At 36.0% G+C, this 16,756-nt stretch carries 10 protein-coding genes and 1 pseudogene; 3 read left to right on the top strand and 8 right to left on the bottom strand.

Annotation, left to right across the window (positions count from 1 at the left end; all coding sequences use genetic code 11):
- The first annotated feature begins 69 nt into the window (after positions 1–69).
- The 3 genes and pseudogenes from metE to LH47_RS02435 all read left to right on the top strand — a co-directional run.
- Positions 70–2,346 (top strand): 5-methyltetrahydropteroyltriglutamate--homocysteine S-methyltransferase, encoded by a 2,277-nt coding sequence (metE, locus tag LH47_RS02445; protein ID WP_043964494.1) that lies wholly within the window; start codon positions 70–72, stop codon positions 2,344–2,346.
- Positions 2,337–2,786: an acyl-CoA thioesterase gene (locus tag LH47_RS02440; RefSeq protein WP_043964492.1), complete on the top strand. Its 450-nt coding sequence runs from the start codon at positions 2,337–2,339 to the stop codon at positions 2,784–2,786. Before metE ends, LH47_RS02440 begins: the two co-directional genes overlap by 10 nt.
- An 889-nt stretch (positions 2,787–3,675) precedes the next feature.
- A pseudogene (locus LH47_RS02435) lies at positions 3,676–4,014 on the top strand (acyl-CoA thioesterase); the annotation flags it as partial.
- 162 nt (positions 4,015–4,176) lie between these two features.
- Here LH47_RS02435 and LH47_RS02430 read toward each other — a convergent pair.
- The 8 genes from LH47_RS02430 to LH47_RS02395 all read right to left on the bottom strand — a co-directional run bounded on the left by LH47_RS02430 (position 4,177) and on the right by LH47_RS02395 (position 16,744).
- On the bottom strand, positions 4,177–4,944 hold the full coding sequence (locus LH47_RS02430) for a hypothetical protein (protein ID WP_043964488.1): 768 nt from the start codon (positions 4,942–4,944) through the stop codon (positions 4,177–4,179).
- Between the two features lie 17 nt (positions 4,945–4,961).
- Positions 4,962–5,750: an SMODS domain-containing nucleotidyltransferase gene (locus LH47_RS02425; RefSeq protein ID WP_043964485.1), complete on the bottom strand. Its 789-nt coding sequence runs from the start codon at positions 5,748–5,750 to the stop codon at positions 4,962–4,964.
- A gap of 842 nt (positions 5,751–6,592) precedes the next feature.
- The gene (locus tag LH47_RS02420; protein ID WP_043964483.1) at positions 6,593–8,485 is read right to left on the bottom strand and encodes a TnsD family Tn7-like transposition protein; all 1,893 of its coding nucleotides are present in this window, start codon (positions 8,483–8,485) and stop codon (positions 6,593–6,595) included.
- Complete coding sequence (locus LH47_RS02415; RefSeq protein ID WP_043964481.1) at positions 8,454–10,160, bottom strand: ATP-binding protein; 1,707 nt, start codon at positions 10,158–10,160, stop codon at positions 8,454–8,456. The genes LH47_RS02420 and LH47_RS02415 overlap by 32 nt, the downstream gene beginning before the upstream one ends.
- Positions 10,141–12,312, bottom strand: a complete 2,172-nt coding sequence (locus LH47_RS02410) for a Mu transposase C-terminal domain-containing protein (protein ID WP_043964480.1) — start codon at positions 12,310–12,312, stop codon at positions 10,141–10,143. Before LH47_RS02410 ends, LH47_RS02415 begins: the two co-directional genes overlap by 20 nt.
- A gap of 15 nt (positions 12,313–12,327) precedes the next feature.
- Positions 12,328–13,137: a heteromeric transposase endonuclease subunit TnsA gene (locus tag LH47_RS02405; protein ID WP_043964477.1), complete on the bottom strand. Its 810-nt coding sequence runs from the start codon at positions 13,135–13,137 to the stop codon at positions 12,328–12,330.
- A gap of 303 nt (positions 13,138–13,440) precedes the next feature.
- The gene (locus LH47_RS02400; protein ID WP_043964475.1) at positions 13,441–13,902 is read right to left on the bottom strand and encodes a hypothetical protein; all 462 of its coding nucleotides are present in this window, start codon (positions 13,900–13,902) and stop codon (positions 13,441–13,443) included.
- Positions 13,903–14,092: 190 nt separating this feature from the next.
- Positions 14,093–16,744, bottom strand: coding sequence for a restriction endonuclease (locus tag LH47_RS02395; RefSeq protein WP_043964473.1), 2,652 nt, complete (start codon positions 16,742–16,744; stop codon positions 14,093–14,095).
- Between the last annotated feature and the right edge of the window lie 12 nt (positions 16,745–16,756).

Here is a 16,756-nt window from a genome sequence, read left to right as displayed (position 1 = left end):
ATGCCCTCCTTCTGCTTGGAAGAGGGCTTTTTCGCTTGATTGGGATATAAATGACTGGAGGTGCTTAACTTGTTCATCCGTAGTTCAAATGTAGGGTATCCGCGCATTGGTGAAAAAAGAGAATGGAAAAAAGCGTTAGAATCTTTTTGGAATGGGCAAATCAACGAACAGCAATTCATAAAAACGATGGAACACATTCGACTTGATTCGATTCGCAAGCAAGTTGAGAAAGGAATCGACCTCATTCCAATCGGAGATTTTTCTTTATACGATCACATGTTAGATACAGCATTTATGTTCGGGTATATTCCAGAGCGATTTCAACAAATAGACAATGCGCTCGAACAATATTTTGCGATGGCACGCGGCACAAATGGACAACATGCTTTGGAAATGACGAAATGGTTTAATACAAATTACCACTACATCGTGCCTGAAATCGGGCAAACGAAGCCAAGATTAGTGGAGAATCGCCCATTGAAAGAATACAACCTTGTAAAAGAAACATTCGATTTAGAAACAAAACCTGTGTTGCTTGGACCGATTACGTTTCTTTTGCTTTCTAAGCAATACGAGCGACACGAGTGGCGCAAACATCTCGCACAATTAGTTCCTGTTTATGTGGAATTATTCAAACAACTAAGCGAAGCGGGCGTGTCATTCGTACAAATTGATGAACCGATTCTCGTGCAAGATATAGACGATGATATCATCGATGCATTTCGTCATGTATACGACGTTTTCCATCGCGATGTGCCAAATATAAACCTTATTTTACAAACGTATTTTGATAGCGTATCGCATTATCGTGAAATCGTTGCTTTACCTGTCGCAGGCATTGGGCTTGATTTCGTGCATGACGATGGCGAAAACGTAAAAAATATAAACATACACGGATTTCCAAAAGATAAAATATTAGTTGCTGGCATTGTAGATGGTCGAAACGTATGGAAAAGCTCGCTTGTGCAAAAAGCGAAGCTTCTTCATCATTTAGCAAACGTTGCCGAACAACTGATCATTCAACCGTCTTGCAGCTTACTGCATGTCCCTGTCACAACAAAACATGAACATACATTGCCAACGGAGCTTGCTGGGGCTTTATCATTTGCCGATGAAAAATTAGATGAAATACGTATGCTGACAGAGTATATGAACGGAAACGTAACGATCGACCAGCTAATTAAATACGATGAACAAACAAACAGTTATTTAGCCAAGTTCCGCAAACAACAAGAACAAACAAATGACATTTCAACCGTTCCGTTAAGCCGAACACCTTACAATGAAAGAAAAAAAGCACAACAAGCCCATTTACAACTTCCGCTGTTGCCGACAACGACGATTGGAAGCTTCCCGCAAACGAGCGACGTGCGCCAAGCTCGGATGAAGTGGAAAAAAGGCGAATGGAACGACAAGCAATACAAGTCGTTTATAAAGAATGAAATTGCAAAATGGATCAAGATTCAAGAACAGCTACAACTTGATGTACTTGTTCACGGTGAATTTGAACGCACAGATATGGTTGAATTTTTCGGCGAAAAATTACAAGGGATGGCATGCACGACAAACGGTTGGGTGCAATCATACGGATCGCGTTGTGTTCGTCCACCTATTATTTTTAGTCATATTGCCTACCAACAACCGATGACCGTAGAAGAAACCGTGTATGCTCAGTCGCTGACGAATAAACCTGTCAAAGGAATGCTAACAGGTCCTGTAACCATTTTAAACTGGTCGTTCGTTCGTGACGATATTTCACGAAAACATGTGCTGATGCAGCTCGCCCTCGCCATTCGTGAGGAAGTATTGCAGTTAGAAAAAGAAGGGATACGCATCATTCAAGTCGATGAGCCAGCGTTACGGGAAGGATTGCCGCTCAAAAAAGAGAAACATGCATCATATTGGAAAGATGCTGTTATGGCGTTTCGCCTCGCTACCTCATCGGTGAAAGAGGAAACGCAAATTCATACACATATGTGCTATTCACAGTTTGAACATATGATGCATATCATTGATGAGCTCGATGCGGATGTCATCTCTATTGAATCGTCACGAAGCCATGGTGAACTTGTTTCATCATTTGAGACATATGAGTATCAAAAGGAAATTGGCTTAGGGGTGTATGACATTCATAGCCCGCGCATTCCGACAAAAGAAGAACTAAGCGAGCAAATCGAACGAGCACTTCGCGTTCTTCGTCCAGAACAATTTTGGGTCAATCCCGATTGTGGATTAAAAACGCGAAAAGAAGAAGAAACGATTGCCGCACTTCAAGTGATGGTGGAGGCCGCACACGAATACCGCGAGCGTCTTTTGGCGTACGGAGGGATGAAATCATGGAAGTGAGCGTCGAGCAGTCGAAAACGATTCAAACACGGCTCGTATTGCCTTCTGATACGAACCATCTCGGCACAATTTTTGGTGGTACCGTTTTGGCTTATATTGATGAAATTGCGGCAATATCCGCCATGCGCCATGCACGAAAAGCAGTCGTCACCGTTTCGATTGACAAAGTTGATTTCATTTCGTCCGCGAAAGTAGGCGATATTTTAAAGCTTGAAGCATTCGTCTACTCGACCGGACGCACATCCATGAAAGTATTCGTCAAAGTCGAAACAGAAGATTTATTTACAGGCGAACATCACTTAACAACGACATGCTTTTTAACGATGGTCGCCATCGATCAAAACAAAAAACCGACGCCTGTTCCAAAAGTCATCATTAGCGAACAAGAGGAACAAATCGTACAACTGTATCAGCAAAACAAACGAAACAACAAGGCATAAATGTTTACATGAAAAAACCACACGCCCGATTACATGCATCGTAATCAATGGCGTGTGGTTTTTATCACTCTGTACAATTAGAAAAATATGAAAAAAACTTTCTGAGCTCCATCCTGTCCGCTTAGCTTATTGCCAGATGGCTTGCGAGAAGAATGAGTGCGGACAAAATGGTCAAAACATGGGAGCAAATGGCTATTGGAGCTGTTTTTTTCGTGCGTGCAGTATTTTTAGTTCATATCTTTCGTTTTGTTTTTTTCATGAATAAAAGAATGATGAGAAAACTAAGCAAAATAAGTGTAATCCATAAAGAAACGGAATAAGCCTTTTTAAATAGTTGAATAGTCCACACTGGTGCCCAAGCATCCTCCCCTATTAGCCAATATGAGACTACATTGGAAATTCCAATACCTTCTGTACTTGGTTTGAGTGATTGATAATAATTGAGCGCTAAACTAATACTGCAAACTACGGATACAAAAAAAAGTACAGTAATTGTGATAAGGAGTGTTTTAAATAAATCTTTTGTTCTTCTATAGAATAAATAAGTAAAAATTGAAAAAATAATTAACAAAATGTAATAAAAATAAAGTTCTGGATTGAACATAATTTCACTCCCGTTGAAAAACCTAAAGGAAGTAAGTGCATCCTCCCTCAAGATTAGTACATTAAATGCATGTCAGTCGCCAAGTGAATTGAATAGTTGATTTGACTTAATATTAAAAAAAAAAAAACTGTCAACATTTTTTTACATTAATTTTATATAAAGTAAAAATTTAATTTTTTAATCGAAGATTGTACTTTATCATTTAAGATCGATGTGCATAGGAAAAATAGGGAGTTCAAACCATCCCAGCTCTTCTTTACTGTAAAAGTGATCAGAACATTTTTAGAACTTGCAGCAATATCCGCCATGCACCATGCACGAAAAGCAGTCGTTACCGTTTCGATTGACAAAGTTGACTTTATTTCTTCTGCAAAAGTAGGTGACATTTTAAAACTCGAAGCATTCGTCTACTCGACCGGACGCACATCCATGAAAGTATTCGTCAAAGTCGAAACAGAAGATTTATTTACAGGCGAACATCACTTAACAACGACATGCTTTTTAACGATGGTCGCCATCGATCAAAACAAAAAACCGACGCCTGTTCCAAAAGTCATCATTAGCGAACGAGAGGAACAAATCGTACAACTGTATCAGCAAAACAAACGAAACAACAAGGTATAGCATACATTCATATAAAAAACACACGTCCGATTACGTACACCGTAATCCATGTGTTAAATTACAAAAAAGTTGGGTACTGTGAAACGATAAAACCCGCATTCTTACGTTCGATTTTACATTTCGTAAAAAATAAAGTCGGGTACTAAACTATGTCGATTTATTTTATAAATGCAAGTTTCGTTTTACCGATTCCCATTCATCTGTAACCGCTGGATTTATCCTGTGAAAAATTTTACTGGATAGATGAACCCCCATACTGGCGACAACTGTTTCATATCGAAAGACAAGACTTAGTATGGTAGCAACAATCTGATGATTAGTGTTTAAACCATTTATTAAAAAGATTTGTCTAAACTCATTGAATAATTGGGCACATGAGTTTCTTAAAATTTCCAACTTTACGTAATTAACAATTAAGCCAGAAGTAAATAATGTTTGGGCTATTATTGCGATAAAGTTCAAATTTACCTCCCGAATGAGCATCACAAGTAACCAAATCAATACATACAGTGATACTTTTAGCCTTTCATTTTTTGCCATCTCTTCAGTTATTCTCCATGTAAATAAGGAGTTTTCAAATACATTAACACCTAGACGTATAATCGAAGGACTTTGTGAATTGTTATAATATAAATTTGTTTGTTCATCATCCAGATTTACCCCCAGTGAATCAGACAACAGATGTATCCTTCTTTTATTCTGTGCCTCTCTTAATAAAAAAAGGGTTAGCCAGTTATTGATAATAAAGTATAAGACAGTAGTAATAATAAATATAATATTCATTATATAATTAACCGTAGGTTTATTATTAGTAAAAAATACAGCAATAGAACAAAAAACAGAAAACCAAAACAAGAAGCTATTCCACTTGTTAACACGAGAAACTTTTTGAAAGTAAGCATCTATTGTATCAATACGTCCTGTCGTCATAGTTATATTTTCTCCTTTTAAAAATCTGGAAATAACTTCTTTATTTCCGCTTCTGCTGAGTATGGCATATTATTCCTTTCATATTCTTTTGTTTGAGCTATGATTTTTTTAGCTCTATCCACTTTATCCTTATAACCTTGTGGATCGCTATAGTTATAGCTCAGTTTTTCGAAGGTACTATACACAAAATCCTTTAGATTGTTGCAGTTCCAATAATAATTTTCAACAATCCAATTTTCTAATTCGTAAGAAGAAAGATAACTTCCATTTAACCTATTCCAGTATTTCATTAAACGCACCAACGGCTTTATCTTATAAAAATACTTCACGTTCGCATCAGTTAACTTTTTGTTAAAAGCGTTAGGATCGGTTTTCATCCATTCTTCAAAAGAAGATGATGGAGATGGTATGTAAATATTACCCCAAATGTCTTTTTTTGCTGGAACTAATTCAAACTTAATATGATTTAACTCGAGCACAATCGTTGGATGAGATTGATAAATTTCTGAACTATGATAATAATAATTGACAAAGCTCTTCAAATAATTAAGCAACGTTTGGGGTTTATAATTGTTTGGATTCTTGAAGATGACCATATAATCGACGTCGGAGTATTCATCTGCTTTTCTAGGTAAAATAGTCCCCCTAGTATATGAGCCGAATTTAAAATGATCCGTAAGTTCACCATCAAAATACCTGTTTAATCTGTCTGATAAAGTAGCGATTGATTTTTCTATTTTGTCTTTTTCATCTTGCTTCAAATTTAACTTACTAGCTAAATTATCAATGTGTGATTGTACGCTCATCGCAATCTCCCCCTTTTCGTAATAATTTTCTAAAAAATATTATATCAAACATACTCCAATAAGAACATACATTCTTAAAATGTTTGCACAATAAAAATTGGTAATAAACTACAAATACAAAAGAGCAAGGGTATATCCCTTGCTCATAATAGAAATTAAAGTTATTCATTTCTGTTCAATGGCAAAAAAAGTTAGGAACCGTAACTGAATATATCATTTATTTATAAAAGCATGGATATGTATGGAAATTGGTTGATAAATTGGGAAGCCGCTATTTAAACTAATCTGACTAACCTTATATTAAGATCCAGTACAATAGCATAAGAAGACAAAAAAACGAAGATAAAAAATGAACCTTAGAGATTGAAGTTCGTTTTTTAATGTAAAGATACTCTTCATAAAAAGGAATATCTTATTTTTTAAAGAAAATAATTAAAGGATGAAAAAAAGGGCGATTGGATATAGCTCCTAGGGGGAGGAGCCCCCTAGAGAGCAGTGTCGTTATTAATCCTTTTTAATTTTTTTCTTCCACTTGACACCTAACAAAGAATACTCCTTGTAATGATGCGGTGGTGTTAGCGAAAAATATTCTTTCGTACTAAATCCGACACTTTTTTTCATCCAATCTGACAATCTTCGGAACATTTATACACCTCGAGGGCGAAAAAGCCGAAGCACCAAGTTGCCCAAGCTTGGCAATTATAATTGTATCAAGTTAAAGATGCAAACTGCAAGCGGAAGATGTTGTTGCTGAGGCTTCTATCGCTTATTGTGCTAACAAAGTGCTTTTGCATAATAGGAAATCGTTAAATTGTGGAAAAAACAGGGATTTTACTCGATAATCAAACATGTTTCTTATTAACAGTTTCATACTCCGTTACCTTTAACGAAATAAACCTTTTTACTTCATTCGAAATGGTGGGGCGAAGCCCCGCCTTTTTGTAAATTTGCCATTCAATGATAGGTTGTTCCTCTTGTTTTAATTTCTCGATTACAAATTCCACTCGTCTCATTTGAAACGATTCTAAACTTTCTTCTACTTGAGAAATATAATTCATGGTTTTGGGCAATTTATCACCTTTTTTCTCAAGCAAGGACAATTGATTGATTTTCTTGCCAATGGACGTCTTTGTAATCCTTGTTGGCTTCTCAGCTCCCAAATCCCATGTCCGAACAACTTCCTTGACCATTTTTAAGATTTCTTTATCTCGCTTGTCCCAATTTACACGTTGCTTAGGGGGTTGAATTCTTTTCTTTGAAGGAGAATATTTATTAAGCCAATCACGATCATTTCGGTACAAAAACGCATAAACATCAGGTGCCATTTTTCGTAATTCCGTCTTTGATTTTTCAGGGTATAACTCTTGTAGTTCAAGCCATTTATTTTTTCTTTCCGCTAATTGGTCTTCGTATTGTTCCAGTAGCTCTTTTGGGTTGTCCTTTTCGATTTTCGGTAATTTCCATGGTACTTTTAATCCTAATTCGGCAGCGTACTTTTTAATTGTTGCTCGTTCCGTCTGTAATTCTTTTGATATATCTGTAAGTGAATACCCTTCGTTCACTAATTCGGTCAGTTTATCCTTCCAAACCTTACCGTATTCTTTTATCGTGCCAATACGATACCGATCATTACTGTTTTTATCCGGTCCTCTTCTTGAAAAAACAAACCCACAGTCACAACGAAATGTTCCAACCGGTTTCCCTGTATCATAACATCTGGTTATGGTTAAAGATGTAACAACTGGTTTATGATAATTGGGACATGCGACATTTAAACATAGCCAAGGACCTTTACCAAAAGGATGATACTGCTCTTTATTAAACAAATGATCCAAGTCGGTTTCTAAAAACAGCATGACTAGTATATGCCGTATCGGATGAAAGGACTTCCGGTGTTTTTGAAATATCATCGTTAACCAATTGGTTTCTTCGAACAATACGGGAGACTGTAAAAGTTCCAAACAGCGGTCGGAAAACTTTGAAGTAAAACTCTGATATAATTTATCACGTTTTACAAACCCATTAGGACTGGCAAATCCTTTTTGTTTTAAAAGCTCAACATACTTTTCCCTAATGGTATTATCTTGTGTCTGGAGATGACTATTTGTTAGCAAGGACTCTGTTATTTGAGCAATTTTTAAAAGCAACTGAAGTTCTTCTTTTTGTAACCCATCCAGGTTCACCCGCGTTCTTTCAATAAAAGGGGTTGCGATTACATATTCGTGTTGGTTTTCAGTTTTTGTAGATACCGTTGTTTCTTCCAATATCGTTTCATGTTTTGGACAAATAAACACGCCAGGAGCTTGATGGATACGATGCCAATACGTTTCGCCATACTTGTCCATGTCCTCTTTGATACAATCACTACACACCCAAAGGTTCGTTTTTGTTTTCACATTACTTGCTGAAACTCCAATACGGGTGTGGATGGTAATCCCTTTATTCCCCATCATGGATTTTTTTACTTGCTCCGCCTGCTTTGGAAGTAAAAAGGCAGCATAATACGAATACATGGTATGATTGAAAATTAGGTTATCTCCATCCCAATAGGACCCCATTCGACTCAACAAAGTATTCAAATTGGCTGGTAAGTCCCAAACTGATCGGATAGTCCGTTTTCCAAACAATTCTTCGGTCGTCATTTTAGGACTTGTATTTCCGGACCTCACATGATACCTCGCGAATACGCTATATAGAAGCTCATCAGGATACGGAGTTGGAAACCAAAGTAGCATGGTCATCCTCCTCCCAAAAATCATCTAAAGGTTGTTTGACAATGTTTTTATCAAGAAACCATTCGTGAACTGATTTTTTCTTATTCCTTGCTTCTTCCATTAAGCGACCCAAATAATTTTCCGATTTTGATTTGGCTTTCTTGGCTTTGATTTGAGCATTGTCTTTCTTCTCATCCTTTTCAATAAGGAGTTTTACCGCTTCTTTTATCACCATTGGTTTTTCAATATCTTCGTCAAACTTTTTAAAGACTTTCTTTAGGGCGGTCTGGACTTCTTTTGGCTCAAAGTCCATAGCTAACAGTTGCAGTGTCACCTCTTCTAAAAGAGATTGCTCCTTTTTTTGACGTTTTTGTTCTTGTATCTTCTTTTGAATGCGAATCTTTTCTTGCAAATCAATGGAGGCTTTATATTTTTCAATTTCCTCATCAATATCAATGGGACGAATATCTTCGTATTTGGCAATCTCACTTGGAATTCCTGATCTCAATGCCTTTAACATCGGTCGAACCAACCTTAAGCTATCGTTTGCCACTTGTTTGATGATTTGTTTGCTTAATTTTTCTTCCCCTGTCGCAATCGCTCTTACCTGTGATAGCATGAAGAGTTTGACAGCAATATCGAGGATTCCTTGGCTTTCCTCATAAATCAAATCACTGAATTCACTGGTTAGCGGTGTATAATTGGTTGTCCACTGATATTCCCACATACCTTCGACAAATAACTCCCATGACTCATCTTTTGGCATCTGGGACCAAACCATATCCCCTTGCCCGCTTCCCCGTCTTGCTTGCCGGAATTCACTTTGTAAAACCGAAACAGCTTTATTTGTTCCAACCAGCAAAACAGGAATACCAATGGTGTTAACCAATGTGACGAAAAAGTTCAGCATTTTGTCCGATCCGCCACTTTTACTAAGACTGAGGTGCTGAATCTCATCGATAATGAGTAAGCCTATCCCATGGAGACTTGCCAGATGAGCCATTCGTTGTAACATTAAATCTGTAGTATTTTTTTGCGACCCAAATTTGTTTAGATAGTTGGATCCCAGCAATCGATCCAATTCTGCAAAAAAGCTTATACATAAGCCTTTTAATGAACCATCGAACGGACAGTCCAGCTTCATCCAGCTAATCTGAGTAAAAATAAATGGTTTCCCTTGATACTCATGATGCTTAATAATTTGCGGATAAAAAGATAACACTCTTTCAATTGCGGTCGATTTTCCGATTCCTGAAAGACCAATAAGCGTAAAGCCAGCTGCTGTTCGTTTTGTTTCTGTTTGATAGCTCTTTAAAAATTTCCCCTCTTTTATCGCTTGGTAACTTTCATGAATTCTCATGACTTCTTCTTTTTGCATTGGATTTCGGTGCAGATACCCTTGACGGATGGCTCTTGAAATTCGTTGTTCAAGGTCTAAATGTTTTTCAAATGGTTGAAAGTATTGAAACAGCCTCTGCACACAATGAAATCGATAATTAGCATTCAACGAACGTTCTTTTTCATTAAATGGAGGGAATACGGATATTTGTTCAATTACTTCTTCCTCCGTAAGAATAGGAGGAAGTGCTTCAATCAATGGATTGTTTTCATAATCTTGGACGTTCTGCAGGCTATAAATCGCATCAACTACTGTTTTACCATGCAGAATCTGTGTTTCATTGGCTGTTTTTTGCATGCATCAACTTCTCCTTTTGTTTTTGTCGTAATAACTCGATTCTGGAAACGCCCTTTTTCGGCTGCGTGTCTTCGACATGTTCTTCTGAAATAGCTCCTTGAGTCGATTGGTCAGAATCCGCTAATAAAAAGGCTTCTTCTTTCCTTCTCGCTTCTTTTTCCATTGAGCGATTCCAACGAATTCCTTTGACTTTTTGGGCATTACTCATTTCTACTTTTTCTTGATCAACTAATTTCTTTGCTTTTTGAACAATGTGTTCGATGTCGCTTGCCAAATCCACTTTTTGCTGAATTTCTTCATGAGAATATTCTTGGTGTTTCAACGTTTCATAAGCAAACAAATATTCTACTTCTTCGATTGTTTTTCCATGATATTTTTTTTGATGATCAAGCAAAGTAGCTACTTCATAGCTTCGACCGTCTTCGCTAGGCAAATAAATGTGTGACATGTTTCTTGGATCATAACAAATAGGGATTTGCCAACTCTTTTGTCTGGCTTCTCCAAACCATCCTTCTTTTAATGCCCTTTCACTGCTGTAACGCATTTTTTTAAACTCAATTCCTTTATACGTCACTCTAGCTTTTGCCCTTGGAAGAAGGTTAAGTTTTACGATATCTTCTGAATAAGAACGGAGTTTGCCGGAACGATTTTTTATACCCCACTTCCACAATTCGCGAGGAATAAGCGGGACCTCATCTTGAATCATCATTTCATCTTGATTATAGTGTTTCAACCAATGGTGATTATTGTGGTAGAGGACACATCGGATAATCACGCTTGTAAATTCTTCTAATGTTAACGTGGCATCTAAACGATAATCCCTATCACCTCGTACTATGGCATCCCTATCCACGATGCCAGGTAAAAATGGTTTGACTTTTGTATGAATGGTCTTAAAGTGCTGTTCGACAATTCCTTTCCAATCTGCTCGGTACGGTGGTGTATTTTCTACTTTCATATTAAAAACAGAAATAAGTCGTTCGATATTGTACCCTTCTAATTCTCCCCGGTCGGCTAATAGCGTTTGAGGAAGGTAATGACAATCCCATTCGTCTTTTGTTATTTCAATACCGTATTGCTTACAATAGGAAACTTTATCGCTGGCAGTATTGGCAAGTGCCATCATTGCCCCGAGCCACGATGGTCCCTCTAGTCCTACATACAACCCCACAACCATACGGCTAAATACATCAATTACTACATAAATGACAGGACGACCGATGATCCAATTTCGATTAAAAGAACTGACAAGATAAACATCTGCAACCGTTGCATCAATCTGATATTTTGTTCCAGGTCCATACAATTCACCAACGGAAGTTCCTAACACTGCCCGATCCTCTAATTCGTATCTCCGATTACCTTTTCTTTTTCGAAGTTTTTCTTCCGATTGATAGGTCTTTTCGTACCAGTATCGGAACTGCCTTAGTGTCGGAAGTTTATCTTGTTCTAGGAGAATGGGCTTTTTTATGCCATTATCATATCGATAATCCGCCACAAAGAAGGTTTTAAGCATTTGTTCATAGGTCGTTGCTAGAGGATTTTTCTTCGCAGTATGATAAAACCTCTTCACACTAACCTCAAAAATTCTTTTAATCTCATCGGTTATTACAATACCTTCGCCGGTTATTGTAGCAAATTTTCGTGGTCGTCCTTTTTTCTTATCTGTGCAAGTCTTTTCCTTCCCTTTCCCGCCAGAATTTTGATAATCGGGCAACAAAGCGTTCTTCACTTTACCTCTTTGCCAATATTGAACCATGTACTTATAAAGTAACCGTTTGGTTTTGCCCGTCTTTTCCATCGCCATTCGAATGAGAGAACCCCTTGTTTCGCTTTCATATATTTCCGGCTCTTGTAAAACCATGTCTTTGATGCATTCCCAACGTTCATCTCTCAACATTTTATTTTTTTCAGGAAGTTGTTCCTCATCTTGATAGATAAAACCATAAGGATCATTATCGATAAACGATAATAATTGTTCCGCGTGTAATTGCTGCAAATCAGAGATTTTCCGCTTAATGGGTAGTGCTTTTTCTTTTTCAATATCAATGGTGTAACAGATTACGTTACCTTCATCAATCCAAAGGATACGCTCCAATTGTTTCTTGCCACTAGCTTCTTCAATACTGATGATGTCATTTATTACAAACATTTGATCCCTTCTTTCTTATATAAAGTCTAGTTTGAAAACATCTTCCACCCAAAAGTGTGTGTGAATCTTTTGATTAATATCTACACGTATTTCTCGGCGAGCAATTAAATACTTAAGGATTTCTAATCCCATTCCATTTTCTAATTGAAATGTGTTATCAAATTCTGTTACCACTTCTATAATCGAGGTATTATATTTCTTAATGAATGATTTCATTTGTTGAGCATAAGTATGAAGTGCTGATGTAGGCAAACCTTCTATACCAAAATAGGACGAATGTAACCATTCAACATTTTCAATCAGGTTCCTAGGCATTTCTTTTTCCGTGACAATTCCCCAATCAATCCCACGATCTTCCCAATAAGAACGTTCAATTTCTAATTTCTCAATGGTTCGTTGATTCTCCAGTTCTTTTGACGGTTTTATTGTTCGGGCATAATGTTTTGTGCCCGCTGAAGTGGTTACCGTGATAAGAAAATCAGTGGTCATGACAATTGGTATTTGGGATTTCGGATCTGTTGGATGTTTAATGCCTTTGTTTGTGGCAATAAACAATGTATCTTCGCGATTTAATGGAAACTGTTCTCGTATATCAACAACAGACCGATTCCATTCCAATACATAGAAATAATCCCGTTCTAATTTGGATAAAAAGTGATGGATTCGATTGGTTTTCCATCCTTTCCCCCTAGTCGCTAGACCACTTGAAGGAAAATCCTGAATATATATCCAAGGTTTATAATTCTCTCCCTTGCCTTGACCACGACCTTCTTTTTCCATTTCAGCGATTTTCTTTTCGGTTAATTCTGTTTTCCTTTTCGCCATCTATGCCACTCCTTTGATGCAAAACCTTCACGTTCCTATCATAGACAGACAAGTTTCCTTATACATGCCATAAAATTTCCCAGTTCCCATTTTTAGATAAAAAATATTTTTGAGAAAAAATAATTTAAAGAAATATTTTTTTGTGTATCTTTAAATGCGGTAAATGATTGATTTATGAAATAAAATTGTTTTTAGGTAATTTTAAAATGACATTTTTCTATCATTATTGACAAAAAACATCATTTTTAAACAACGAAAATTTCAAAAAAATGACCTGTTGTCTTGAACAGGTCAGTTGATAAATCATTTTATTTTCAAAAAATTATTAAAGATATACAAATTTGTAAAAAATTTATCCCTATTTTCGTTTTTGCAATATTCAATGGAATTATAAAACAATGCCTTTATCTCTGATAATATTTGTTCGTCCTCCAAATGTTTTACAACTTCAGGTGATAATGTCCGATCTTCTGTTACACTTAATAGCAGTTGTCTCCATGTTTTTGGTATTTTTATTTTTTTATTATGTAATGCATTTATCGCTCCATTTACTGAAAGCTCATCGAATGTTAATAAATATGATTCAAAATAATCAATTTTTGGATCTTTTCCGTTAATGAATTCTTTAACTCGATTTTTTAGGTCCGATGGCTTTACATTCTTCTTGTACCTTTTTCTCAATACTAACCGCAATCTTTTTAAATATTCCTCGAATTCATCCTCGGTTAATCGATCCAAAGCCTCACGCACATTATTTACATACATGTTTCTCCCCTCACCAATCTTTTTTACTATCAGTCATTCCCGCTTTATTTTCAGAAAATACTTAAAAGATAATAAAAATAAAACCCACTTCCAAGTTTATACTTGGAAATGGGTAAAGCCGTTAGGATAAATCTTTTTTGTAAAGGACAGATCTTTTTAAACAAAAAAACACCTCTGATCGTAGAGGTGTTTAAAATAATTCACTTGCATCCGTAACAGTTTTAAATTCAATATTTTCCAATGCTTTAAAGTGAGCTTCCCCACATTTTATTTTTTGATTTTCTATTTCACGACGTTCATCCTCTTCATGAGTCGATTTCGTTTCAGCAACTAAATATATTTTAGCCTCTTCTCCATCTTTTTGTTGAACGATAGCCCAATCTGGAGTATAGTTTCCAAGCGGTGTTTTTATTTTAAATTTTTCAGGGAGCTTTACAAAAAACTTTATTCCTTCAAGTGAATCTAGATCTTGTGCAAATTTTTTTTCTACATCTGAATCGTATTTAACCATATCATAAATTGATTTTTTTACTTCAATCATATTGTTTATATATCCTTCGATCTTCGAGTCCTCAAATAAACGCATTTCATACTCTGAACCATTTATTTTGTGATATTGGATCCCTTTTACCATTATATTTCTCAAAGTTTTTTTGATTGCTTTCACTACTTGATCAAGAAATTTTTGCGGGTTGATCCAAACATCGCCTAATCTTCCAGATTGGATTAGTATCTCAGCTATGGTTCCTCTTGTTAACTCTGTTTCCTTTTGAATATATCCAAGCAAATCCGGCAACGAGGATTTATCGTACTCGATTTTCTTATCTTTGATGACTGAAACTCTTGATGTAACACCTTCGCTAGTTATATCTAATGTAGCTTTTTTATTAACCAGTCTAGGGGCTTCAATCACCGGCATTTCTTTCACAGCTAGAGAAGCTTCTTTTATCAATTTCTTTGTATCAAATTCTACAGAATAACGGGTTCGATGTTTAATGCGTTCCCACAATTCCAGAAATTCAGGGTTTTGATTCCAATCTGGGACAAGGTTTGCCGATTTTCTATCAGATTTTTTTCCGATTCTGTTAGTATCGAAAGTGACATTGCAATCTTCTTCAATTTCTTTTTGCAATTTTCTAGCAAAATCATCGTAGTTCTCATTCGCAATAACAACTAATCGATTAATGTAAGGATCGCGAACTCTGTAACCATTTTCATCTACCGGCAAACGTAGCCCACGACCGATTTCTTGTCTTTTTTTAATTTCGGACTTTGTTTCATTTAAGGTACAAATTTGGAAAACATTAGGATTATCCCAACCTTCACGCAAGGCAGAATGAGAAAAAATAAAACGAAGAGGTTCTTGCAAAGATAACAATCTTTCCTTGTCTCTCATAATCAGTTCATACGCTTCATCGTCTGCTTTCGTTGTTCTACTCTCACTACTATCTTTTTCTTTTCCTTTACTATCTTTCGCAAAGTATCCTTTGTGAACCTTATCAACTGGAGGTAGATTTAATTCTTGATACATCGGTTCCTTAGACAATTTGTTATATGCCTCAACAAACCATCTTCTGATTTTTCCGTCTTCCTCAGCATAATTTGCCACTTTATCGATAAAGAATAATGATAATACTTTTAAACGTTTTCCTTCCGGAAAGTGACGCTTAATCCTTAACTCCTGTTCAAAATGATTTTCAATGGTTTTATATATTTGATATTGCATGATTTCGTCTTTATAATTTCCAATTGCTTGTCCTATTTGGAGCCTTGTACCATTAGTAAATGCGATAAAAGATTCCTCTTCGCTATACCCTGCATAAATATAATCAACAATATATCCTTTGTATGCTTCTCTATATCCACTAACTTCATAAAGATCTGTACCATTTTTATGTACGGATACTGTTTTTCGTTCCGGACCATTGTTTGTATTGATATCGATTTCGAGTTTCGCTGTTACTTTGGTTTTGGTCGCCTTTATGCTCTTCACTAAAATATAGGGGTCACTGTAGTTTGGATCATCCAAAATCGAATCCACTTCAATTCGCTTCACTAAATTTAAGTCATAAGCAGCAACAGGATTTAAACTATACAGCAAATTATACACATTACGGTGTGTGGCTGAATATCGTAACGTACATAACGGATTCAGTGATTGAATTGCTTCCTTTGCTTTATCAGACTCCATATTTTGTGGTTCATCAATGATGACGATAGGATTTGTAGATTGAATAAATTCAATTGGTTTTCTCCCCGACAATTCATCCCGTTCTTGATTCATCACATTGCTTTCTTTATTGAATGAATCAATATTAATGATCATGATTTGAAGCTGATTAGATGTTGCAAATTGACGAATACTTGATAATTTGTTTGAATCATATACCCAATAATCGTACGGAATATTACCATATAAGGTTTTAAAATGTTCTTTTGTAATTTCTAAATTTTTTAATACTCCTTCTCTGATTGCCACGCTTGGAACAACGATAATAAATTTTGTAAAACCATATTTCACATTTAATTCAAAGATCGTTCGTAGATATACATACGTTTTTCCTGTTCCGGTTTCCATTTCTATTGAAAAGTTTAACCCATCCAATTTTTTGGAAATTTCTATACCGTTTTTCTTTTGTACTTTTTGAACGTTTGCCAATAAAGTTTCTTCATCCAATTCTAGATAATTAGCGTATCCTAATTCAGAAATGATGCTTCCAGTTATCCCATCTAAATTTAATTCATATTGTCCGGATTTTATCGTTTGTCCTTCAAAAACATTTACAACAGCATTTATTGCGTCTAACTGATACTGTTGATCGCTTTCGAATTTTATTTCCATCTGATCCCCTCC

The sequence above is a fragment of the Anoxybacillus thermarum genome, from assembly GCF_000836725.1.
GTDB lineage: Bacteria > Bacillota > Bacilli > Bacillales > Anoxybacillaceae > Anoxybacillus > Anoxybacillus thermarum.
The sequence above is the reverse complement of the archived record's forward strand: the minus strand, read 5'-3'. Positions and strand labels throughout refer to the sequence as shown.

Excerpts from the sequence above, each read along its gene's own strand:
- LH47_RS02415 (WP_043964481.1), bottom strand. The coding sequence starts at position 10,160 with ATGCAAAAAACAGCCAATGAAACACAGATTCTGCATGGTAAAACAGTA.
- LH47_RS02430 (WP_043964488.1), bottom strand. The coding sequence starts at position 4,944 with ATGACGACAGGACGTATTGATACAATAGATGCTTACTTTCAAAAAGTT.
- LH47_RS02410 (WP_043964480.1), bottom strand. The coding sequence starts at position 12,312 with ATGTTTGTAATAAATGACATCATCAGTATTGAAGAAGCTAGTGGCAAG.
- LH47_RS02400 (WP_043964475.1), bottom strand. The coding sequence starts at position 13,902 with ATGTATGTAAATAATGTGCGTGAGGCTTTGGATCGATTAACCGAGGAT.
- LH47_RS02395 (WP_043964473.1), bottom strand. The coding sequence starts at position 16,744 with ATGGAAATAAAATTCGAAAGCGATCAACAGTATCAGTTAGACGCAATA.
- LH47_RS02440 (WP_043964492.1), top strand. The coding sequence starts at position 2,337 with ATGGAAGTGAGCGTCGAGCAGTCGAAAACGATTCAAACACGGCTCGTA.
- LH47_RS02420 (WP_043964483.1), bottom strand. The coding sequence starts at position 8,485 with ATGCTACTTTGGTTTCCAACTCCGTATCCTGATGAGCTTCTATATAGC.
- LH47_RS02425 (WP_043964485.1), bottom strand. The coding sequence starts at position 5,750 with ATGAGCGTACAATCACACATTGATAATTTAGCTAGTAAGTTAAATTTG.
- LH47_RS02405 (WP_043964477.1), bottom strand. The coding sequence starts at position 13,137 with ATGGCGAAAAGGAAAACAGAATTAACCGAAAAGAAAATCGCTGAAATG.